Source organism: Okeania sp. SIO2B3 (assembly GCF_010672525.1).
In the GTDB taxonomy this organism is placed as follows: domain Bacteria; phylum Cyanobacteriota; class Cyanobacteriia; order Cyanobacteriales; family Microcoleaceae; genus Okeania.
The window spans coordinates 1-22,069 of sequence record NZ_JAAHGH010000026.1; the positions used below are offsets into that span (position 1 = coordinate 1).

General features: G+C 36.0%; 18 protein-coding genes, 1 tRNA gene and 2 pseudogenes. 8 read left to right on the plus strand and 13 right to left on the minus strand.

Annotation, left to right across the window (positions count from 1 at the left end; genetic code table 11):
* Nucleotides 1-127 (minus strand): annotated as a pseudogene (locus F6K15_RS18660) (photosystem II D2 protein (photosystem q(a) protein)); the annotation flags it as partial.
* 828 nt (nt 128-955) lie between these two features.
* On the opposite strand from F6K15_RS18660, the gene F6K15_RS18665 reads away from it, so the two are divergent.
* The 4 genes from F6K15_RS18665 (at nt 956) to F6K15_RS18680 (ending at nt 2,949) form a co-directional block, all read left to right on the plus strand.
* Nucleotides 956-1,222 carry a hypothetical protein gene (locus F6K15_RS18665; protein WP_293063121.1) on the plus strand — a complete coding sequence of 89 codons (267 nt, stop codon included), beginning with the start codon at nt 956-958 and terminating at the stop codon, nt 1,220-1,222.
* Nucleotides 1,219-1,899 carry an energy-coupling factor ABC transporter ATP-binding protein gene (locus tag F6K15_RS18670; RefSeq protein ID WP_293063123.1) on the plus strand — a complete coding sequence of 227 codons (681 nt, stop codon included), beginning with the start codon at nt 1,219-1,221 and terminating at the stop codon, nt 1,897-1,899. Before F6K15_RS18665 ends, F6K15_RS18670 begins: the two co-directional genes overlap by 4 nt.
* Nucleotides 1,900-2,179: 280 nt before the next feature.
* The gene (locus F6K15_RS18675) at nt 2,180-2,725 is read left to right on the plus strand and encodes an NYN domain-containing protein (RefSeq protein WP_293063125.1); all 546 of its coding nucleotides are present in this window, start codon (nt 2,180-2,182) and stop codon (nt 2,723-2,725) included.
* 152 nt (nt 2,726-2,877) lie between these two features.
* A tRNA-Asn gene (locus F6K15_RS18680) sits at nt 2,878-2,949 on the plus strand.
* A 1,339-nt stretch (nt 2,950-4,288) separates the two neighbouring features.
* On the opposite strand, the gene F6K15_RS18690 is transcribed toward F6K15_RS18680, so the two are convergent.
* The 3 genes from F6K15_RS18690 to hemW form a co-directional block, all read right to left on the minus strand.
* A complete protein-coding gene (locus tag F6K15_RS18690; protein WP_293063127.1) occupies nt 4,289-4,516 on the minus strand; it encodes a hypothetical protein in 228 nt (75 codons plus the stop codon).
* Between the two features lie 666 nt (nt 4,517-5,182).
* Nucleotides 5,183-5,440, minus strand: a complete 258-nt coding sequence (locus F6K15_RS18695) for a DUF1830 domain-containing protein (protein WP_293063128.1) — start codon at nt 5,438-5,440, stop codon at nt 5,183-5,185.
* Nucleotides 5,441-5,637: 197 nt separating this feature from the next.
* Complete coding sequence (gene hemW / locus F6K15_RS18700; RefSeq protein ID WP_293063130.1) at nt 5,638-6,945, minus strand: radical SAM family heme chaperone HemW; 1,308 nt, start codon at nt 6,943-6,945, stop codon at nt 5,638-5,640.
* Nucleotides 6,946-7,400: 455 nt separating this feature from the next.
* On the opposite strand from hemW, the gene F6K15_RS18705 reads away from it, so the two are divergent.
* Nucleotides 7,401-8,480, plus strand: coding sequence for a PIN/TRAM domain-containing protein (locus F6K15_RS18705; protein ID WP_293063132.1), 1,080 nt, complete (start codon nt 7,401-7,403; stop codon nt 8,478-8,480).
* Nucleotides 8,481-8,712: 232 nt separating this feature from the next.
* Here F6K15_RS18705 and F6K15_RS18710 read toward each other — a convergent pair whose 3' ends face one another.
* Together F6K15_RS18710 and F6K15_RS18715 are read right to left on the minus strand one after the other, a co-directional pair.
* Nucleotides 8,713-9,312: a class II aldolase/adducin family protein gene (locus F6K15_RS18710; protein WP_293063134.1), complete on the minus strand. Its 600-nt coding sequence runs from the start codon at nt 9,310-9,312 to the stop codon at nt 8,713-8,715.
* A gap of 445 nt (nt 9,313-9,757) precedes the next feature.
* A complete protein-coding gene (locus tag F6K15_RS18715) occupies nt 9,758-11,041 on the minus strand; it encodes a hypothetical protein (RefSeq protein ID WP_293063136.1) in 1,284 nt (427 codons plus the stop codon).
* A gap of 1,169 nt (nt 11,042-12,210) precedes the next feature.
* Between F6K15_RS18715 and F6K15_RS18720 the strand changes: the two genes are divergently transcribed.
* A complete protein-coding gene (locus F6K15_RS18720; RefSeq protein WP_293063138.1) occupies nt 12,211-12,684 on the plus strand; it encodes a hypothetical protein in 474 nt (157 codons plus the stop codon).
* Nucleotides 12,685-13,532: 848 nt separating this feature from the next.
* Here F6K15_RS18720 and F6K15_RS18725 read toward each other — a convergent pair.
* Entirely contained in the window at nt 13,533-13,910 is a 378-nt protein-coding gene (locus F6K15_RS18725; protein ID WP_293063140.1) for a DUF4177 domain-containing protein, read from the minus strand.
* Between the two features lie 379 nt (nt 13,911-14,289).
* Nucleotides 14,290-15,552: a SufS family cysteine desulfurase gene (locus tag F6K15_RS18730; RefSeq protein WP_293063142.1), complete on the minus strand. Its 1,263-nt coding sequence runs from the start codon at nt 15,550-15,552 to the stop codon at nt 14,290-14,292.
* 63 nt (nt 15,553-15,615) lie between these two features.
* On the opposite strand from F6K15_RS18730, the gene F6K15_RS18735 reads away from it, so the two are divergent.
* Nucleotides 15,616-15,753 carry a hypothetical protein gene (locus F6K15_RS18735; RefSeq protein WP_293063144.1) on the plus strand — a complete coding sequence of 46 codons (138 nt, stop codon included), beginning with the start codon at nt 15,616-15,618 and terminating at the stop codon, nt 15,751-15,753.
* A gap of 241 nt (nt 15,754-15,994) precedes the next feature.
* On the opposite strand, the gene F6K15_RS18740 is transcribed toward F6K15_RS18735, so the two are convergent.
* The 5 genes and pseudogenes from F6K15_RS18740 to sufB form a co-directional block, all read right to left on the minus strand.
* Nucleotides 15,995-16,147, minus strand: coding sequence for a hypothetical protein (locus tag F6K15_RS18740; RefSeq protein ID WP_293063146.1), 153 nt, complete (start codon nt 16,145-16,147; stop codon nt 15,995-15,997).
* A complete protein-coding gene (gene sufD / locus F6K15_RS18745; RefSeq protein ID WP_293063148.1) occupies nt 16,128-17,489 on the minus strand; it encodes a Fe-S cluster assembly protein SufD in 1,362 nt (453 codons plus the stop codon). Before sufD ends, F6K15_RS18740 begins: the two co-directional genes overlap by 20 nt.
* A 165-nt stretch (nt 17,490-17,654) precedes the next feature.
* On the minus strand, nt 17,655-18,437 hold the full coding sequence (gene sufC, locus F6K15_RS18750; RefSeq protein WP_293063149.1) for a Fe-S cluster assembly ATPase SufC: 783 nt from the start codon (nt 18,435-18,437) through the stop codon (nt 17,655-17,657).
* A gap of 391 nt (nt 18,438-18,828) precedes the next feature.
* Nucleotides 18,829-18,969, minus strand: a pseudogene (locus F6K15_RS18755) (four helix bundle protein); the annotation flags it as partial.
* A 524-nt stretch (nt 18,970-19,493) separates the two neighbouring features.
* Nucleotides 19,494-20,930 (minus strand): Fe-S cluster assembly protein SufB, encoded by a 1,437-nt coding sequence (sufB, locus tag F6K15_RS18760; protein ID WP_293063151.1) that lies wholly within the window; start codon nt 20,928-20,930, stop codon nt 19,494-19,496.
* A gap of 153 nt (nt 20,931-21,083) precedes the next feature.
* Here sufB and sufR point away from each other — a divergent pair, with 153 nt between their 5' ends.
* Nucleotides 21,084-21,875 carry an iron-sulfur cluster biosynthesis transcriptional regulator SufR gene (gene sufR / locus F6K15_RS18765; RefSeq protein ID WP_293063153.1) on the plus strand — a complete coding sequence of 264 codons (792 nt, stop codon included), beginning with the start codon at nt 21,084-21,086 and terminating at the stop codon, nt 21,873-21,875.
* Nucleotides 21,876-22,069: the final 194 nt, after the last annotated feature.

Genomic DNA, 22,069 nt, shown 5'->3' on the forward strand with positions numbered 1-22,069 from the left:
GGAAGGCACATGGGAACAATAGTATACCAGACCAGCCTACAAATACGAAGCGATCGCGTTTCAGCCAGTCATCCAGGACATCAAATGGTCCTCTTTGACTCTGCGGGCGTCCGACTGCTACAGTCATTACGGAATTCTCCAAATAATTATGATAACTACAGGTAATGTTTTTATCTCAACCTTCTCTTAATAATTATTGTTCTGCCGTAGCAGAATATGAGAGGTTTTGTAAACATTGTTTAAATTTATTTACCTTAGTTATCATTATAGTAGGTAATTTTCTTTTGGAGCAACAAAAAAAAATAGTTTTTAGGGACGATTTTTTTTATATTTTAGATTTATACTGGGAAGTTAAGTATTTTCAATTGCTATGAGGCCAGCTCAGATGACTTTGCTTGAATCTTATAGGGAATCGAGAGCTTTGCCAAAAGTATTCAAAGTATAGATTGGCAGTTAGATAAGTATTTTAAGATGAATAATAGATTAGTAGCTCTTTTGTACAAATTCACGAAGATATTTGACAGTGTTAGAGTATATATGACTATATTTATCTCAACGTTGCTTGAAGACCCGCGCTCTCCCGTAATGCTTGCGCATAACGCACGTTAACGGCTGTCGCCGACATGGAAAGCGGAGCATTCCGTCAGGAAAAGGCGGAGCAAGTGCGGCAGCTATTAGGGGAGCGGAGGGATGGGAATGCGAGCGCATTCCGGAGGAAAAACCAATCAATTTTGCGGCGCATGCCAATAGTGTGTTAGTCTTCAATAAGGCTGCTGGACTAGCAGTGTCAGTCTGTGGAGCGACCGTAAGACCAGAAAGAGGTTTGGCCTCGGAGGCAGGTGCTACGAAGCAGAAAGTCCTGAGTCGCGAGGTTTAGGAATCCCGCGTTGTCGCGCCATGCGCAACGTCGGGAGGATGTCAAGTATAACGTTTATTATACTTATCTAACTAAGAAATGTTCACTATTGACATTATTGTGAAGTATACCTCTGCACCATTTTCAGTACAACGTAAGTTAGCTGAGGATGCTGAAACTGTTTATCAACAAGTCCTTGAGTCTATTCGTTCTGGTAATCCTCAAGTTATAGAACTTACTTGCGAGAAAATGCCTGAGAAAAAGATTGCTATACTAGCCAGTGAAATTTCTGGTGTCCAGATTTCCCAAAAATCTGGTGCTGCAGCTACTGGAAGACCACCTGGTTTTGTTGCCCTGACACAATGAACCCTACGGATAATAGTATTCAAATTACTCATCCAGCGATTGTAGTACAAAACCTTTGTTTTGATTGGCCTAATGGTGGCCAGGTTTTACGTTCTTGTTCTCTAAAAGTACCTAAGGGAGAGTTCTGGATGCTCTTGGGTACTAATGGTAGTGGTAAATCAACTTTGTTAAGGGTATTGGCAGGACTTTTGTCTCCTCAGTCTGGAAAAATTCATTTTGAAGGGCGAATGGGTTTTGTTTTCCAAAATCCTGACCATCAATTGGTGATGCCTACTGTGGGAGCAGATGTAGCTTTTGGACTGGTTGAAGAGAGACTTTCTCAACTTCAAATTCGTCATCGGGTAGAAGATGCTTTAACAGCAGTAAATCTTTTAGAGCTACAAAGGCGTCCTATATATGCTTTAAGTGGTGGTCAAAAACAAAGGATAGCGATCGCTGGAGCTATTGCCCGTAATTGTGACATATTGCTATTGGACGAGCCAACTGCTTTACTTGACCCAGATAGTCAATTAGATTTGGTCACTCAAGTTCAAAGCTTGGTGAAAAAGCGAGGTATTACTGCTCTGTGGGTTACTCATCGTTTAAATGAGTTGGATTATTGCGATGGAGCATTTGTATTAGATAGAGGTCAAGCAGTAATACGCAAACCCGAAACTGTTGAAGAAAAGTTTGATTAAATATTGAGCTTAAGCTAGCACTTCCTAATCTACATTCTCAAATATACAAAATAGGAGTAGAAGGAATGGCAAACACGGGTGAGAGTATGAAGAAAATTAAACTACGCAGATAGTGATTCGATGTTCCCTGAAAGATTACAGCCAAATTTCCGATCCTTAAACTCTCAAGCTTTGAAAGTTTAGGGATTATTTTTTTTGACCACGATAGAATCTGAATAAATGTTATATTACGTTAGATTAGTATTTGTTAACATTCTGTGGAGAATTATCCCTTTGAATCATGTCACGCTCTTTAAGACGAAAGGTTATGTTCGTAGATGGCTATAATGTCATTGGTATCTGGCCTCGCCTCCAAGAAAGTTTTAGGATTAATGGCTTGGAAACAGCGAGACGAGATTTGATAGAAGCGATGGTAAATTATAGTGCTAGTCAAGACTTGAGTAGTCGCATAGTATTTGATTCTCAATACCAGTATACTCCTACAGTTAAAGAGGTTATTACTGACCATTTATCTGTTTATTATACAGAATTCGGCCAGACCGCAGATACATATATAGAGAAAGCTTGTGCTAATCTTCGTCAAGAGATGCGCTTGTCTAAGAGTAGGTTAATTGTTGCGACTTCAGATCGTGTTCAACAACTTACTGTGGCCGGTTATGGTGCAGAATGGATATCTTCTCAACAGCTTGCACATGATATTGAAAGTGTAGCAAGTAGCGTTCGGCGTAGATGTCAACGAAGCAAAAGAACATCAAGTCGTTTTTTGGCTAATTACCTAGACCTAGAGTCTCAAAAGCGCCTAGCTGAACTAAGAATGGGCAAATAATTTTTGCCTATCATAATAATACCTGAAAGTCAAATTAGTTTTATAAAACTACATTATGATAAGTATTAATAAAAAAAATATAAAAAAGGGTTGCAAAATATGTTGAGTTAGGGTTAAGATTAGTAATCGTAGCTCAGAGATAAAGTTTACATTCCTCGGTAGCTCAGCGGTAGAGCGGTCGGCTGTTAACCGATTGGTCGCAGGTTCGAATCCCGCCCGGGGAGTTTAAAAATTTTTAGCTTCTTGACTGAGAGATAGTTAAGAGATAGTTAGTAATTCTATCATAAATGTTGAAAGATTTTGAGCCGTTATAATAGCTCTTATTTAACGGTTAGATGAATTGAAACTAGCAGGGCTTACGCACGCATACGAAATTATACACCATCTGTAGGGGGGAACGGCCGTTCCCCCCTAATAACTAGGGCTTGCTGATTAAATATCAAAGCATTAATATATAAAGCTTTTAGCCTTCTTAGGGTCTAATTGCAGTACGCCTGTTTCAGTTGAAAACGCTCATGCATGCTAGTATTTTGGGCTGGCTATGGCAGAATAATCTTGGGACAAAACGCCCGCTCCTATCTCCTCGCTCATTCCTCGTTCCTCCTGTATCCTGTCTCCTATCTCCTGTCTCCTGTCTCCTACCCCCTACCCCAGCAAAAAGACTTTTGAGCGCAAACCCTAACTATATGTGGTGGTTGTGCGTAAGTCCTGAACTTTTAAGCCCAAATATAGCCCAAACTCTTTTTATAAGAGGTAAACAGGTCGATATTTTTAGTTAACCAATCAAAAAAACGAAAAGACATGGCTGTACGAAACCCTTCTAAAGCTTCAGTAAATGTCTTCAAAGGTTTACTTTACTTCCCCATTGTCTTTGTCACCCTCCAGTTAACTTATGCCGAATGATGAAAGTATAGGCACAAAATACTAATATAGGGTCTGCTGAAAAAATTGGTTAGTGGGGGTAGGACACACCGGACGCACCAGACGCGGGGCCGCGGGGATGGGATGAACAGGCAACGGTTTCGGCCATTTTATGTGAAGAAATTTTCTTGAATTTCAGCAGAAAATTTCAGTAAATTGATGCTAATAAGAGCAATAAACTAGGAGATAAACTGAATATAAAGAGCTCCATTACCGTAAGCTATTCTGACTTTTAGCTTTATGAGCGTAAACCCTAATATGAAATGGCGCTCCCGGCTCCATTTATCTCTTACTTGATATTCTTTTAGCCCTAACCATCATGATTGCTTCTCGGTAAAAAACCTCTATCCAATTTCTGTTTGAGTAAGTATTTACTATCCACTCAGATGTCACTTTTGACTGGTCAAAATTGGTAATAAAATAATCAATTTTTGTTGCCTCTTCTAGAGAATTAGCATCTCCTACGATAGCAAAAGTTCTTTCTGCTGTGAGGCGTGAAATTGATGCTCGTTTAGGTGGTCTCCAAAACTATTTTTGGTTTTTCTATACTTAAGATAACTAATTCAAATTTCTCTACTGGTAAGCTTTTTACTAATTCATCTATTCTAATTTCCGTTTCTTGTTGGAATTTTTGTTTAACTACTACTTTTCGGTTTTTGGCAATTCCTCGAAATGATGTAACCGATTATAAACTACTCCCATAGAGTTATTGGCCATTTGAGATATGTTTTTCCTTTCACTCTCCCCTAGTAGTCCACCCAAATAATGGCGGAATCCTGTTTTTTGAGGTGTGTTTTTCCAACAATCATCAAATTGTTGACACCACTTTTCAAAGCCAGGGGGTATTCCAGAAGGGGTTGTTTCTTTCATAGAATTCGCGATCGCTTCGACGTAAAATCATACGCCTCGCCCTTGTAGGGCGACTTTTTATTTGATTTGCAAGTGAATTGAATATATGCTACACTGTTGTTAGTAGCCTAGGGGCACGCCTCCCCCAAAGAAGCTGCGTTTTTTCCTATCGGAATGCTCCGCAAATATGTCGCGAAGCGAAACGAAAACTATAAACGGACGTGGAGACAAGCATAACTCACCGCCATCCCCTTCCGGGAGGGCAGCAAGAGGGGTGGTTGCAGCAACCTAAGAAGCGTCAACTCGCCGAATATCTACGACTCAGCAGGAATCTCTGTGCCTGACCACTGGAGAGCATATCAAAAGTTTATTCAGTGTAATCATAAAGTTGAGAAGTTAACTATAGTTGACCTAAGTCGATCCATAACAATAGTTAGTGATGAATCTAAACAAAATATCAATCACTAACTATTCCTACCTAGAGACTGTTTGTAAACAAAAGATTAAGTAGGGTGTGTGACGACACGCTGACCATTTCTGGAATAATAGTCAGTTTTACACCTCACGCACTGCGTGTTGTGGGATTATGCGTTAGTGTCACGTAACGCACCCTATGTGATTTAATATTCATTTTACAAACACTCTCTTACTTGATGAAACTAATTTTGAGTACTTTTCAGCTATTACCTACTCATGAACTTTCAAATCTTTGCACAAAAGACGTTCACACCTAATTTCACCATTTTCTAGGCTTTGATGAATTTCTAATTCTGCTTCTGGAATTGCTTCAAATAAGAAACGTTCTCCAGGGAAAACAGTGTGTTCCCAATATTCATTGTTAGGATTACTAATTCTAGCAATCTGTATTTTGTGAGTAGTATTCACATAGAAACAGAGAATTTTTTGAGCTTGTTTTTTTGGTAGTCTATCTAGTGCTATAGTCACAATTTTTTATTCCCTCTAAGTTTTTGCTGCTAATTTGCAACCCTACTGAAACTTGATATCTTTGAGTGCCAATAAAATTATTATAAACTAATAGGGATCGCTTAAGCGTACTTTTAATTGCTTTTGTTGAAGAAAATTAATTAGGCTTAAGTCGTCCACTATAAACCCAGTATTTTTCCAGTATAAATACTCATATTTTAGTACTCCATACTGATAGAATTACTCAGTTTACTAAATAACGTCGATAAAATTGTATTGGAGAACAAAAAACCTTCAGGATCAGTTAATCTCAAATATCCTTCTACTGGAAATTTTTGGTTATTTGAGAATAAGGTCACTATACCTTTTGGATTAATCAATTCTACCCACCCTAACTTTTGATAGGGTTGCAAGCAGATTAATATTTGCTCTACAGTTCGTTGACCAAAATGCTTAGATAATGCTAATAGATTCACCCCTTCTGCCAAGCGGAATCTTAACATTAGTGTTTCTAACAAACACTCCTGATTAGCTTCTAAGCAGTTATTAGATGTATCAATACCCTGATGTTTAAAACTACGATCTTGAAGCGATAGCTTGTATTGTCTATCGACAGATTGCACCCATTGATAATATTCTTTGCGTGTAGGTGGTCGGGTAAATCTTTCCCCTGCTACATAACTTGCTGCACCCATACCAAAGCCATAATAAGGACGATTTTCCCAGTAGACTCGATTATGACCACACTGATAATCTGGCTTGGCGTAATTTGATATCTCATAATGTTCATATCCTGAAATTGATATCAACTGCTGTGCCATTCGATACATTTGTGCAGCTGTTTCATCTGTAGGTAAAGGATGATTACCGGGTTGATAATAACGTCCAAAAGCTGTAACAGGTTCTAGCACTAGGTCATAACTAGAGATATGAGTTGGAGAAATAGCAATTCCAGCTTCTAAAGAAGTTTGCCATTGTTCTAGAGTTTGATGTGGTAGTCCCGAAATTAAATCTATGCTGAAATTAACAATTCCTGCTTGATGTAATATGTCTACTGCTTTGTAAATATCCGAGACATTGTGCGTTCTCCCACAAACCTTTAATAACTCATCTTGAAATGCTTGTATCCCCAAACTAACTCGATTTATCCCTAGAGATTTATATCCTCGTACCTGTTCTAAGTCAAAAGTTCCTGGGTCCATTTCTATAGAAATTTCAGCATTGGCCACAATTCTAAATTTTTGTTCTAGGGCATCTAGAATTTGGTTCAATTGACTCACTGACAAAAGGGAGGGTGTACCACCGCCAAAGAAAATAGTTTCTAGGGGTTGATAGAAGGATTTTGTAATGTTTATTTCCTCACAAATTACCTCCACATATTCTTGAATAGGAGAATAATTATCTCCTCTTTTACTATCTCCCACTACAGAAATCGGAAAATCACAGTAATAGCACCGCCGTCGGCAGAAAGGTATATGGACATAAGCCGAACTAGGAATACAGTAATTTCCGATTGGCCTTTTCATTAAAAAATATATCCTTATATAAAACTATCTTAAATAATTATGAATTTAATTAATAGTAGTAGTACAGTAAATTATCAAAAACTCATGCCGAGCGATAGAAATATTATTTAAGTCAAAAGTAAAAAAAATAACTTTAATATATAACCGTATAACTGCTTTAAAAACGTAATATATAAGATGTTGTCATTAAAGCCGAGGTAAAAGTAATCACATCGTCTTGGCTATAAGATAGATTTTATATTTTTGGAGGAACTGTGAAGATCAAAGTTCATTATGAATAGCTTCAAAATTTTTATGAGTTGAGGAAGCTGAGAACAAGAAAAATCTCAAGAATGGAACATTTACTGGAGGATATAATAGAAGCAACATTGAGCAGCCCAAAAATTATGGTTATTACTCACTATTGCTGAGTACCTAATGGGAAAATCTCTATATCTATAAAACAAACTAAAAAAATGCTTGACGCAATCATTATCATTTCATTTGTACTCGCTGGAACAGGGATAGGTTTCTATAGCATAGAATTACTACCCCCCAATGTATTATTAGAAGTTACTAATATTGAAGGTTTACGTTCAGTGTTAGCTGCTTTTACTTCCTTGATTGGCTTTGTATTGGGATTGGTATTTCAAACTACATATCGACGAGTGGAAGCAAAAGTTGCCCAAATGCCAGTTGACTTATTATTAACTCGAGCAATAGGATTAGTAATTGGATTATTAGTGGCAAACTTAATGCTAGCGCCACTCTTTTTACTTCCTATTCCGGAGGAATTTAGCTTTATTAAGCCTCTTGTGGCAGTTTTAGGCAGTGTCATGTTAGGCTTTACAGGAGTTAACGTTGCTGATACTCATGGTCGTGGTTTTTTACGGCTGATCAATCCTAACAGTCTAGATCCAGTATTAATAGCAGAAGGTACTCTTCAGCCTGCTACTACTAAAATTTTGGATACTAGCTGTATTATTGATGGCAGAATAGAAAATTTACTGGAAACAGGTTTTCTTGAGGGGCAAATTCTGGTACCACAGTTTGTTTTACAGGAACTACAGCTTATAGCTGATGCTTCTAACGATCAAAAAAGAGTTAGAGGTAGAAGAGGGTTAGATATCTTAAATAGGCTCAAAGAAGTTTACCCTTCTCAGATTCAAATTCATTTTGCAGACTATGAAGATATTTCTACAGTAGATGCTAAATTGGTTCATTTTGCTCTGGAAATTAATGGTACTCTGTTAACTAATGACTACAATTTGTCTAAAGTTGCTAGTTTACAAAAAGTTATGGTACTAAATATTAATGACTTGACTCAAGCAGTACGACCCAGTTATCTACCTGGGGATACTATTGAAATCAAAATTCGTAAAGCAGGGAAGGAACCATCTCAGGGTATTGGATATCTGGATGATGGCACAATGGTAGTTGTGGAATCAGGTAGTGAATATGTTGGAGATGAAGTTAGAGTTATTGTTACCAGTTCCCTGCAAACTTCTGCAGGTAGAATGATTTTTGCCCGGACTCAAGAGTCTGCTTTAGCTTGATTTTGGCGGTCGCTTTCATCACCTGAAAAATCTCTCATAAAATATGCTCAAAAAACTTCCCCAATTTTCTGTATTTCCCGATCATTGGGGTTAATTAATTCAAAATTTTCATAAAAAAACGGACGAAAGAACTCAAAAGGTAAGCATTCCGTAGGAAATGCTTACCTCAAAATAAAAAATAATAAATTTATTAATTAGGGAGAAAAATTTACATTATGAATCTACAAACTAATCATCTATAGAAATTCAACAAAATATTAGCAGCTTCATCTAAATCTTTCCCAAAAGAAATTATCCCATCTTCGTGACCTGCCATTACTAATATTTTTTCTACTCCTAATTTCTCTTCATCAAACAAACGAAATATTTCTTTTGCCATTTGTGGAGTACCATAAGGTACTTCTTGATTAGAAGTAGGAACTTTATACATAAGTTCTTGCCAAAGCTGAGAGTTATGAATATGAATAATACCCATAATTTCTGGTTGATAATAATAGATAGCAGCATGAGTTAATGATTCAGAAGAAGCTTTGACAGGTCCGCAACAAGTTAGGCTATTTTCCTCGATATTAAAATCAGTAACTACCGTGTAATATTCTGTTCCTAAAGTTTCTAAATGGGCGGTTTGAGTGCCAGTAATAATAAATTGATTTGAGTTATTTATTCTCTGACTGACATTACCAAAACCAATGCCATTTTCATAAGCACCAATTAATCCTAACGAGTACATGAAATCCCGCTTTTTCATTAAATCAGTAATTCTATAGCTTGCCACAGGTTCATCTTTAACCCAATGACATTGATATTTTATTACTCCCTCATCCATAACCATAAATTTAATAGTGAAAAATAACAGTTAATATCATTAATGTAGCTTGGGTTGAGGAACAAAACCTAACAGATAAGACATCAGCAGAACTTACATTATTTCTGCATAGTTTTTCCTGACTATATATAATATCAAATCCGCTCGGGTTCGGTATAAAAAAATGGGCATTGGTGAAAAGAGGTATGATATCTTGTCCGGATAAGAGCGCAAACAAAAAACTTTCTCCCTCTACTACTCTTTCTTCTTGTTTCTTTCCTCCTGACTCTATCTCCCCACATTCCCCTCCACGGTCGGGGGAGGGGCGAGGGGTGGGTCTCCACCATAAGAATCTAATTACACCAATGTTACCGGATGTGATATAATTTCTTTGCATAAGTCAGGCATCGGTGTTTGTTGGGTTGCGCTCCTGCTTAACCCAACCTACTGTATCATAACTAATTAATTGGGCTTAATTTTCGGCAGGAACGAAATTTAATGCTTGACCATTCAACTGAGGAAACTCAATAAACACATCTATCAGGTCACCTGTTGCGCCATCAAAACGAACCACACTACCAGTACCAGTGCTACTAGCATAGAGATTACCATCGGGCCCAAAACCTAAACCTCTTGGCGCATCCAATATTGGTGTTCCTTCTGCATCTAAACCAGCATCAAGTACATCTAACAATGCTCCTGTATCAACATCATACACGCGAACAGTAGCTACCGAGTCATCCTGACCAAATGGAAATTCACTGCTGACATAGATATTGCCATCCAGACCATTAATCACATCTAGGGGACTTAATTCAGGGTCATTGACAAAATTAGGATTCAATACTTCACCCGTGAGACCATCATATTGAATGACTGTACCACCGCCACCACCTGTTGCTGGATCTGCACCATTTCCTAAGTAAAAATTGCCATCGGAACCAAATACAAAACCTCTGGGAAAATCTACTAATTCTGAGGGAATAAACTCATCAATAAAATCTCCAGTTTCACCGTTGAAACGTACAATTGAGCCTAGCGATCGCGCCCCTACATAATAATTATTATCTGGTCCAAAAACGGCACCACCACCATTTAATTCGGGAAATTCAGTAAATGTTTCTATGAAGTTTCCTGTAGTGGCATCGAAGCGTAAAACATTGTCATTTCCACCATTAATTAAAACAGTATTAGAACCATCAATTTCTTGTACAATATCCCTGGGGTCGGTTAATTCTCCACCATTAGGAAATTCACCAATTAATCGACCAGTTAAACCATCAAAACGAATGGCTGCATCGTTACCATTATTAGCTGCGCTGGTGACAACTACATCAAATATTGTGCCGATAAAATTTTGGGAAAATAATCTATTTTCAGCAATACCAAAATTAACGAAATGTTCGATGGAAGTTAATAAGTTTTGTTGAACTGCATCAGCAACATCTGGATTTGTTTGGAGATAAATATCGGTATTAAATTGAGAATTAGGGTCACGATTTTCAAATTGACCGACTTGAATAAAATGTTGAATGGGAGTAATTGAGTTTTGTTGAACTAAGGCAGCAACATCTGGATTATTGGTTAAATAAAAGTTAGTATTAAAAAAAATACTGGGGTCTCGCCCTTCAAATTGACCGAAGCGAATAAAGTGGTCGAAGCCGCTTTGTACGATACCATTATTTACTGCTTCTGCAACGTCGGGGTTAACATCTAGATAAAGGTTTTCATCAAATAAGTCAATAATTTCTAGCATAAGTCATTTATTTATTTGGGATATCTTAGCTATTAATGCACAAGTCTTTTTATTTGGCAAGTTTTGGTATTTTATTGCTTTTGATTTAGCAATAATTGAATAATTTTTGTGGAGATTTTCCTCTATTTATGAGTTGTTTATAAAAAATAAGAAAATCTTATTTTGTTTCATTTTTACCGAATAATTAATAATTAAATAATTAAATAATTCGCGCCTTGAAGCCTCCCCTTGAAAGGGGAAAAAAATAAATTTTTTCCTTTTATTCAATCCTCTCCCTAAAAGGGAGAGGTAATTATCAATTATCAATTATCAATTATCCATTATTGAAACCTTTATAGACATTTACAAATTAACAACTTTGAAGTAAGCATTCAGCTAAAGGAAAAGTTATGACATATTAAAAGCATAAAACTCAGACAAAGCAATATTTTTTGGGTGCATCTCAATTTTGAATAAAGCCAAAAATTTATCGCTTTTAGGCAACAGGCAACAGGGAATATATAGGAAAAAAGTATTTTTTTTTGCACATAAAAGATACACCCTATTAATCCCTATTTATTGAGTACAATAACAAAATCCACCAATTCCAGAAAATAATTCTATGGCTTTGAGTTTGTTAATATTATTCAATTTATTATCTCCTTTTAAATAGCTATCAGCATTTTCCGTACCGGAATGCTCCGCAAACAGCACTTAGCTTTCAGCACGCTAAAAGCTTGGGTTTAAATGAATATAGACTTTAGAGCTGACTTTTGTAGCAAGATTTTTCGCTTCTCAATTAATAAAGCTTTTATCACTAACTAGGGTTTGCTGAAAAAGTCTTTTGGTAAGGGTAGAAGCCAGAATTCAGAATCCAGAATTCAGGAGGAATGGAGCTTATAGAAGAGGTAGTCAGAAGAATCTTCCCTTGATTTTCTTCCCCTCGAAATGCCCAAAATGCGCTCCTTTTTGAGCTATTGGAGCTGAAAACTAGGTACTTTTTCAGACCTAAAAAAGCTAAAACCAATATTAGTCAATGCTTTGAGATTTAATCAGCAAGCCCTAACTAAAAGCAATAGCTGATAGCTGATGGCTGAATGCTTACAGTATGACAGCTTGTCTTTTGACATTTTAACTACCCTTACCCATCATAAAAAAATTAAAAATCATAAAATCAAGGAAAAACAAGGATGAAAAAACTACTAAAACTCACATCAATCATATTAATTGTAACTGCGGGATTAGGAATTGCTAAAACAGTTCATTCTTCTAGTAACAATCTAATTGCTGATGAGTCTCACGGAGGTATGAACCATAGCCATAAAAAAATAGAAATTCCAACAGATAAACCAGTTCCTAAAGTTGATTTAGTTGCTTATAAAGATACTATGAAAGGATGGAATTTAGAGTTGAAGCTAACTAATTTTAAGTTTGCCCCGGAAACAGTAAATCAAAGTAGTAACCCTAATGAAGGTCATGCTCATTTATATATCAATGACAAAAAAATTACTAGAATTTATAGCAATTGGTATTATCTAGGAAATTTATATCCAGGCAGCAATAAAATAACTGTTACTCTCAATACCAATAAACACGAAGATTTAATCAGTAACAGTAAGATGATTATGGATACAGAAATTATTGAGGTGACAGCACAAAAATAGGGTGCATCTCAATGCGTGAATAAAGCCAAAAATTTATTGCTTTTAGGCAACAGGCAACAGGGAATAGGCAACAGTTCATTAATTGATAATTGATAATTGATAATTGATAATTACCTCGGGTTTTAACCGTTACGGAATTGAATATAAGGAAATATTATTTCTTCACAGGAGTCGATTGGATATGGCGAGGAAACCCGCTCTTGACAGAGCCGCTCCGCTTTATATGTTGCGGAGCAAAACGCCATCCCTCGACCGCTTTTTTTCCCTTAAAAGGGGAGGCTTCAAGGCGCGAACTATTTAATTATTAATTATTAATTATTCGGTAACAGGGAATAGGGAATATTAGGAAAAAAGTATTTTTGCAAATATGAGATGTACCCCAAAAATAGGATTAATTACAGCAGTTATCTAGTTGATGAAGTACAAGGTTTTATTGCTTTAGGGAACAGGGAACAGGGATAAATTTATCAGAGAAAAGATTTTTATTATGGCTAATTAATGAGACTTGATATAACTTATAAATAGGGCTTCCTGAATAAATCTAAAAGCTTTTACAGATAGAGCTTTTAGAATTTTTAGGTATGGAAAAAATACCTGGTTTTCAGCTCTTAATGCTCAAAAAGTTACCTACCATTTTAGGCACATCGTTGGGCAAAAAAATTACTTTCCTGTTCCTTTACTCCCCTTTTCCCCTCCTGGGAGGGGTTAGGGGTGGGTCCCCTACTCCTTAAAAAAGACTTTTTCAGCAAACCCTAAATAATCATTCCTTCTTCCTTCTTCTTTTCTTCCTTCTTCCTTCTTCTTTTCTTCCTTCTTCTTTTCTTCCTTCTTCCTTCTTACTTCTTCAACTATTTCTCTTTTTTAAAAATCAGAATATATAATCCTCGCCCACTAGAAGGATTAAAAACCACATCAGTTTGAGTTAATTCCCATCCATCTTTACCCGCATCATTTAAAGCTTCTATATAGCGGTCTCTTTCTTCATTACTTTGAGGAAAACCAAATTGATATTCAACCTTATATTCATATTTTCTACCTCTACCTTGACTTAACTTTTCTGACTCGAACGACTCAATCTTTTGTTCTATTTTAGGTGTAGTTTCAGGAATAGAAGTTGCGAAAGTCCTATTAGGTGAAAAAATTAACGCCACCGCTAGAAAAATAATCGCAATATTCAAAACAATTAAGTTAATAACTATAAGTTTATTTAGATTCCAGTCTCTCATATCATGTCCGCTTGAATATTTACACTTTAGTGAAAGGAAGGCAGAAAGCAGAAGGGTTTCTTACAATTATGATTTAATTCTATATTCACTTTTGTAGGTTGGGTTAAGGAACAAAATTCAACACATACGACATTAGCAGAACTTACATTATTTCTGCTTAAACAAAGAAATATAATCAACTATGATCCGGTCATTTCAGTTATCAGTTATCAGTACCTCTAGTTAAAGTCAAGTGAAAAATAACAGTTAATGTAGGTTTGGTTTAGGTATTTGTTGGGTTGCGCTTCCGCTTAACCCAACCTACTTTATCTTTCTCCTTTTCCTCCTCTTGCTTCTTTCTTTCCTCCTGACTTCTGACTCCTGACTCCTGACTCCTCTCTTATCCCATAATATTACTAAAAAACTCTATTGTTTCTTTCAAAGCAGTAATAAAAGCATCAATATCATCACGAGTATTATAAAAAGATAAACTTGCTCTAGCTGTGGATGAAATATTCAAATATTGATGTAAAGGTTGGGCACAATGATGACCGGAACGAATTGCTACACCTGCTTCATCTAACATTGTTGATAGATCATTGGGATGAAGATTTTCTACTGTAAAAGATGCTAATGCTGCCCTACTTTCACCATTAGCATTTGGTTGAGGTCCATAAATAGTAACTTTAGGAATTTGGTTCAATCTTTCAAATAAATAAGTAGTTAATTCTGCTTCATAATTATGGATTTTTTCCATACCTATATTTGTCAGATAATCTACTGCTGCACCAAGAGCGATCGCTTCTCCAATAGCTGGCGTTCCTGCTTCAAATTTATGGGGTAATTCGGCATAGGTGGAATGGTCAAAAAATACTTCGGAAATCATTTCGCCTCCTCCTAAGAATGGAGGCATTTCTTCTAATAATTCTAATTTTCCATAGAGAAAACCTATACCAGTAGGGGCGCACATTTTATGACCGGAAGCTACTAACCAATCACAATCTATTTCTCGTACATCTACTCTTATATGAGGAACACTTTGGCAAGCATCTATTAATACTTTAGCTCCATATTGATGAGCGATGGTGCAAATTTCTTGCACTGGGTTTTGACAACCTAAAACATTAGAAATATGGGCAACTGCTACTAATTTTGTTTTGTATGAAAATAGAGTTTTATATTGTTCAAAATTAAATTCTCCGCTCTTGGTTAGCTCTACAAATTTTAAAACTGCTCCAGTTTTTTGAGCAATCATTTGCCAGGGAACAAAATTACTATGATGTTCCATAACTGAGATAATAATTTCATCTCCTGCTTTGAGATTATTTAAACCCCAAGAATAGGCTACTAAATTAATTGCTTCACTAGCATTTCGAGTATAAACAATTTCATTCCGAGATGCTGCATTTACAAAAGCAGCTACTTTATCTCTTGTTCCTTCATAAGCATCTGTTGCTTTTGTGCTTAAAGTGTGAATACCACGATGCACATTAGAATTATATTTGAGGTAATATTCTTGCCAAGCATTAATAACTGCTAGTGGTTTTTGGGAAGTAGCAGCATTATCCAAATAAACCAGTGGTTTACCATTTATTTCCTGATTTAAAATCGGAAATTCTTCCCGTACTTTTTCACCTAATGTTTTTTCTTGAATAATAGTCATTTTTTTTTCAAGTAAGATTTTCTTTTAACTAATTTTAAGTCCGTTGACTTGAAGTAGGAGGAATTGAAAAATCAAAGGTCTACTTTTGCTGATATTTCTCATCTACTAGATGTTGACTCAAAATATTCCTGGCAATTTTCAAATATGGCAAAAGACAAAAAGGGAAAATTCTCCAATGCTTTAGATATTTTGCCCCGTTGAAAAATCAAAGGTCTACTTTATCTTGATGTTTCTCATCTACTAGATGTTGACTCAAAATATTCCTGGCAATTTTCAAATATGGCAAAAGACAAAAAGGGAAAATTCTCCAATGCTTTAGATATTTTGCCCCGTTGAAAAATCAAAGGTCTACTTTTCTTGATGTTTCTCATCGATTAGATTTTGACTCAAAATATTCCTGGCAATTTTCAAAGATTATCTTTTTCCGTGACATAAGTCTAAATCAACTTTTATAACAGCCGAAGCAAAAGTTAGGACAGATCAAAAGCTTAAAACTCAGACAACGTAATACTTTTCCTTCTTCCTTCTTCCTTCTTACTTCCTCCTTCCTTCTTCCTTCTTCCTTCTTCCTTCTTTTAAACTTTACAAGCAACACATTGTTTTAAAATATTTTGCAAAGAAGGTAGGGGTAACTTGTTAAGAATTTCTGCTGCAAAAGCATCAATTAATAAGTTACGACTTACTTCTTCATTCAAACCTCGACTTTGCAAATAAAACACTTCATTATCATCCAACTGACTAACAGTTGCACCATGAGAACATTGGACATTATCAGCAATAATTTCTAATTGTGGTTTTGTATCAACTCTCCCACCAGAAGAAAGTAACAAATTACGATTTAACTGAGCTGCATTAGTCAACTGTGCATCTTGAGAAACATAGACTTTGCCATTAAATATAGAATGTGCTTTGTCATCAACAATAGACTTATAAACTTGGTCAGTCACACCATTGGGATGATTCAAAATAATGGCACTGTGAGTATCTGCTTCTTGCTCATTCCCAATAAATGCCAAACCATAAAGATTAGTTTCTGTACCCTCTCCCATTTGAGAAACTTCCAAGTTATGACGAGATAACCTTGCTCCTAAATGGATAGCATTGCAAGTATAACGACTATTCTTAGCTTGAGCGATCGCTGTTTTGCCTATATGAAATGCTGCACCTGCATCTCGTTGTACTCGGGTATGATTAATTTCGGCATTTTCCTCTACCCATATTTCTGTAACTGTATTTGTCAGATAAGGACGAGAACTGGGTGCTTCCGGACAAATAACTTCTGCTGTAACGCAATGCTCAATTATTTTCGCACTACTGTTACGCTCCGCTACTACCAAACAACGACGCTGAGTCAAAATCGGAATTTCGGTCTGAGTCGCAATAAATAATAGATGTATTGGTTTTTCTACAACTTGATTTTTTGGCAACCATACCACTGCTGCATCAGTTAAACCAGCAGTATTTAAGGACGTAAATACTTCCTTGCTCCCCTGTTGTTGCCCCAAATAATCTCCGATGCGGTCTTGATATTCGGGAGGTAACTGCCCCAAGTTTCCCACAAACACTCGATCTGTCAAACCTTCAACTGATGATAACTTTGGTGCAAATACCCCATTCACAAATACCAACCGACTACCTATTGCTTCCGGCAAAATAAACGGAGCAATATTCAAAGCATCCAAATTTACTGGTGCAGGTGCTTGAAAATCTAACTTCATCATTGCAGATAAGTCAACAAACCGCCATTCTTCATCTTGTTTTGTCGGAAAGGCCAACTCACGCACCCAGGTTCCTGCGCGATCGCGTACTTGCTGTAACCAACTTGCCATATTTCCATCTAGAGGAAATTCTGGCGGTACGGTTGGAGACACTCCTTTACAGCATTCTTTCAGTAATTTATCTAAATAAGATATCTTTGGTTTTACGGACACTTGCATACTTTTTACCGAATAATTAAGGTTTAAAAAAGCCTCTCCTTTAAAGGAGAAAAAGCGGTCTAGGGATAGCGATATTTTCTCGCCATATCCATTAGAGCAAGAGAAGACAAAATTTTTCTTAAGCCTCTAAACGGAGAGGTAATTGTTAATTATTAAATTAATTATTTAAGCTCCCACTTTTGCTTCTTCAACCACATCATCGTAACCTTTTTCTTCTAATTCTAATGCTAGTTCTTTTGTACCAGTTTTAATAATTCTACCGCCTTCGGTCACATGAACAAAGTCTGGCACAATATAGTTTAATAAACGTTGGTAGTGAGTAATTACTAACAGAGAATTTGATTCATTTGCTAATTGATTTACTCCATTTGCTACTATCCTCAAAGCATCAATATCTAACCCTGAGTCAGTCTCATCTAAAATTGCTAATTTTGGTTCTAACAATGCCATTTGTAAGATTTCATTGCGCTTTTTTTCTCCGCCAGAAAAACCTTCATTTACACTCCGGTCTAAAAACTCTGGTTTCATCTTGACAATATCTAATTTATCCTGCACTAAATCGTCAAAATCAAAAGCGTCTAATTCTTCTAATCCCTGATGTTTACGTTTAGTATTATAAGCAACTCGCAAAAAGTCTAAATTACTAACTCCAGGAATTTCTAGGGGATATTGAAAAGCCAAGAAAATACCATTTAATGAACGTTCTTCAGGCTCCATTTCTAATAATTTTTTGCCTAAAAAAGTAATTTCTCCCCCTGTAACTTCGTAGGCAGGATGACCTGCTAATACTTTAGAAAAGGTACTTTTGCCAGAACCATTCGGACCCATAATGGCATGAATTTCTCCAGCTTTGATTTCTAAATTTAAGCCTTTGAGAATCTCTTTTCCTTCTACATTAGCCGTTAAATTTTTAACAGATAAAATAACTTCGCTATTTTCTTTAATCATATTTACCTCTTTTGTAATGAATAATTAATAATGAATAATTAATAATGAATAATTAATAATTAGAGTATTAGAGAGTTAGATAGAAAACTAAAAATTCAAACAACTCTTTCATTATCAACTATCAATTGTGTATTGGTTGTTTTATTTGGTCGATTTGACAATAGCCGTCATCCGTAAATAATGAATAATTAATAATGAATAATTAATAATTATTTGATTTGGCAGATTTGACAATAGCCGTCATCCGTAAATAATGAATCATTAATAATGAACAATTAATAATTATTTGATTTGGCAGATTTGACAATAGCCGTCAGAAGTTTCAAGAGTTCTATATCTTGATTAATTGAGTTAAATCCTCCGTAAATAATGAATAATTAATAATGAATAATTAATAATTATTATTTGATTTAGTTGATTTGACAATAGCCGTTAGGAGTTTTAAGAGTTCTATACAGTCTTGATTAATTGAGTTAAATCCTGTGACATCAATGTAATTTGCTTGATGTAATAGCTCTAACCAATACAGAGTTTCATTGACCGAAAAATTCTGGTCTCAAGCCTCCTTTTTTAAAGGGATAAAAAAAGAGAATATTTCAGATTTCAAGCCTCCTTATTGCAGAGGTACTGATGACTGATAACTGATAACTGATAATACTCCTGTTTGTCTTGATTCTGGTGTTTTGACAATTTAACAATTCGTAGTGTAAATGCAAATTATTTTTCTTTAACTACATTATTTTTCATAATTATCAATTATCCATTATCAATTATCCATTAATTCTGGTGTTTTGACAATTTAACAATTCGTAGTGCAAATGCAAATTATTTTTCTTTAACTACATTATTTTTCATAATTACCAATTACTAATTATCCATTAATAATTATTAGAGCTGATTTACGAAGTAAATATTAAGAGGATAAATGCTTTACAGTGTAAGAGTTCGACACTATCCCCCCAGGAAATAGTTTTCCGCAAACCTATAGTATAAATAAGTTTCAACCCAGTTTACAAATCAGCTCTTAATTATTAATTATTAATTATTCATTATTAATTATCCCACTGTTCCTTCTAATTTCAAACTCAATAATTTATCAGCTTCCACAGCAAATTCCATAGGCAACTCATTAAAAACATCCTTACAAAAACCACTAATAATCATAGACACCGCATCTTCAGCAGAAATACCCCGTTGAGTAAAATAGAAAAGCTGGTCTTCTCCAATTTTAGAAGTAGAAGCTTCATGCTCAACCTTAGCAGTATTATTATCTACTTGAATATAAGGAAAAGTATTTGCTTGAGCGCGATCGCCAATTAACATTGAGTCACATTGAGAATAATTCCGTGACCCCTTAGCACCAGACCCCATTTTCACCAAACCACGGTAACTATTAGCAGAGTTTCCAGCAGAAATACCCTTAGAAATAATAGTACTGCGAGTATTTTTGCCAATATGCACCATTTTCGTACCAGTATCTGCTTGCTGCTTATTATTAGTCAGAGCAACAGAATAAAATTCTCCCACAGAGTTGTCTCCCACCAACACACAACTAGGATATTTCCAAGTAATAGCAGAACCAGTTTCTACCTGCGTCCAAGAAATTTTAGAATTTACTCCCTTGCACAAACCGCGCTTAGTCACAAAATTATAAATACCACCCTTACCATTTTCATCACCAGCAAACCAGTTTTGCACCGTCGAATATTTAATCTCAGCATTATCCAGAGTAACAAGCTCAACTACAGCAGCATGAAGTTGGTTAGTATCAAACATTGGAGCAGTACAACCTTCCAAATATGTTACCGAACTACCCTCCTCCGCTACAATTAAAGTCCGCTCAAACTGACCAGCGTCTCCATTGTTAATTCTGAAGTAAGTAGAAAGATCCATCGGACATTTTACACCTTTAGGAATAAAAACAAAAGACCCATCACTAAATACAGCAGAATTAAGAGCAGTAAAGAAATTATCCCCTACAGGTACAACACTACCAAGATATTTTTCCACCAACTCTGGATATTCCTGCACTGCTTCAGAAATAGAACAAAAAATAACACCATCTTCAGCAAGTTTCTCCTTAAAAGTAGTCGCAACAGAAACACTATCAAATACAGCATCAACCGCAACATTACTCAAACGCTTCTGCTCCGAAAGTGGGATGCCAAGTTTATCAAAAGTCTCCAACAAAGTAGGATCTACTTCATCCAGACTTTTCTTCTTATCTTGAACTTTTGGTGCAGAATAATAAATAATATTCTGATAATCTATTTGTGGATAGTCAACCTGCGCCCAAACTGGTTCCTTCATTTCCAGCCACTTTCGATATGCTTTCAGACGGAAGTTGAGCATAAACTCTGGCTCATTTTTTTTAGCAGATATCAGACGAACTACATCTTCGCTCAGTCCACGAGGAATAGTTTCTGATTCGATATCAGTAACGAAGCCATATTTATAAGGTTGATTAACTAAGGTTGTTACTTTAGCAGTCATTGTATTTATTTCCTAGTTATATTTACTTCTTTAATAATTTAGATGGCCTTTAGCCCCCACTTAAACAACTTATTTGTTGCTTAAGTCTATTTTAGGTTACATTAACAACAATGATATTGTCAAAGTCCAATTTAAATATTTTTTTTTGACAAAATGGAAATTACCCAACAAAATTCGACCAAACAAGAAATCCTACAACATTTAATGAAGCGAACTCAAGCCACCGCCTTAGAGTTAGCAGAATCTTTAGAAATTAGCCCCCAAGCTATACGTCGCCATTTAAAAGACTTAGAAACAGAAGGACTGATTATATATAAGTCAGTACAAACCGGGATGGGAAGGCCACAACATATTTATCAATTAACAACTCAAGGACGCGATCGCTTTCCCCACAATTATGATGGGTTTGCCGTTTCCTTCCTCGACACCTTAGCCGAAACTATTGGCCAGGAGCAACTCAGTCAAGTATTCCACAAACAATGGCAGCGTAAAGCAATGCACTATCGCCAACTATTAGGGACAGGAAAAGTGCAGGAACGCGTAGCCCATTTAGTAGAACTCCGCAAAGCTGAGGGTTTCATGGCAGAATGGTATCCTGTAGAATCTCAGGAAGTAGATAATCAACCACTCAAAATTCAGAACTCAGAAGTCAAAAGTGATTCAGTTTCCTCAGCAGAAATAGGAGAACCACAGTTGCCCGTTGAAAGCTACATATTTATGGAGCATAACTGTGCTATCTCCAGTGTGGCCGAATCTTTCCCCAGTGTTTGTGGCCATGAATTAGAGATGTTTGGTGCTGTACTGCCTGATTGTACTGTGGAGAGAACTCATTGGATTGTTAATGGAGAACATCGTTGTGGTTATTTAATAACTAGGAAAGTTAATAGTTATATCAGGCAACAGGCAACAGGCAACAGGCAACAGGCAACAGGCAACAGGGAATAGGGAGAAAAACATTTCTCTGTCTGAGGTTAATCATCAGTGTCTGTCCTAAACAACTTGTTCTTGTTTCTTACTATAAATAATGAGTGTCTAATTCTGAGATAGAATCCGGTTATATAAATATGATATGTGTTGACAATTCTATAATTACTTCAATCTCCCCCACTCCCCTACTCCCCTACTTCCCTACTTCCCTA